Origin of the sequence: Pseudokineococcus marinus, from assembly GCF_013004605.1 — a bacterium.
GTDB lineage: Bacteria > Actinomycetota > Actinomycetes > Actinomycetales > Quadrisphaeraceae > Pseudokineococcus > Pseudokineococcus marinus.
The window spans coordinates 1-1093 of record NZ_JABEMA010000556.1 but is presented as its reverse complement, the minus strand read 5'-3'; the positions used below and the strand labels follow the sequence as shown (position 1 = coordinate 1093).

At 80.3% G+C, this 1093-nt stretch carries 2 protein-coding genes; one reads left to right on the top strand and one right to left on the bottom strand.

Annotation, left to right across the window (positions count from 1 at the left end; all coding sequences use genetic code 11):
• On the top strand, positions 1–417 hold a 417-nt coding region (locus tag HLB09_RS18000; RefSeq protein WP_212771331.1), incomplete at its 5' end, for an ANTAR domain-containing protein.
• Here HLB09_RS18000 and HLB09_RS17445 read toward each other — a convergent pair.
• On the bottom strand, positions 414–1093 hold a 680-nt coding region (locus tag HLB09_RS17445), incomplete at its 5' end, for a GGDEF domain-containing protein (protein ID WP_171204537.1). The two genes, HLB09_RS18000 and HLB09_RS17445, sit on opposite strands and share 4 nt — an antisense overlap.

Sequence of the window (1093 nt, the reverse complement as noted above, 5' to 3'; positions counted from 1 at the left end):
GAGCACCTCGCCCCGTACGCGAGCGCCGCCGCGCGCCGGGGCCTGCGCTCGGTCGTAGCCCTGCCCCTGCCGGGGGCCGGCGGGCCGGTCGGCGCCCTGGCCCTCTGCAGCCGCGAGACCGGGGCCCCGGACGCGACGGCCCTGGCCGTCGCCGACGAGGTCGCGCGCTGCGCCGGCCCGGTCCTCGCCAACGCGGTGGCGCTGGCGGCGGCACGGGAGCGCGCGGAGCAGCTGACGGCGGCCATGGCGTCGCGCGCCACGATCGAGCAGGCCAAGGGCGTGCTCATGGCCCGTCGCGGGTGCTCGGCCGACGAGGCCTTCGCCCTGCTGTCCTCGGCGTCCCAGGCGAGCGGCCGCAAGCTGCGCGACCTGGCGGCCGAGGTGGTGGCGGAGACCTCGGGCAGGGGGACGGGCTAGCGCCGGGGCGACGGGTCGGGAGCGGGCTCGCCCCCCGGACGACGCCGCTCGCCCGGCTCGTCGTCCTCTCGCCCGTCCTGCTGCTGGGCCAGCGCGTCGCGCACCTGCGAGGGGGTGAGCCCCGCCCGCACCGCCTCGTGGATGTACGCCAGGCGCGCCGCGGTGCCCGCCCCCGGGTCCGCGGTCGGGTCGCCCGGCCGGGCACCGACCCCCGACCGGTGGGCGCGCTTGACGTCGTACATGCGCCGGTCGGCCCGCTCCCACGCGCCGGTCAGCCCCGTGTCCGGCTCCTCGCAGGCGCCCGCCACCGACGCGGCGACGCCGGCGTCGGCCAGACCGCCGCGGATGCGCTCGCACAGCCGCTCGAGGCCCGCTGCCCCGACGTCGAGCGCCAGGACGGCGTACTCGTCGCCGCCCGAGCGGGCCACGACGTCGTGGGGACGGCAGGAGCGCAGCAGGATGCCGGCGGCCGCCACCAGCAGGGCGTCGCCCGCGGCGTGCCCCTGGCGGTCGTTCACCGCCTTGAGCCCGTCCAGGTCGACGACGACGACGCCCGTCGCGGCCCCGGTCCGTCCGCGTCGGCGTCGCTCGTCGTCGAGGGCCGCGCGCCACCCGCGGCGGTTGCGCAGCCCCGTCAGCGCGTCGACCTCGGCGAGGCGCCGGGCGACGGCCGCGG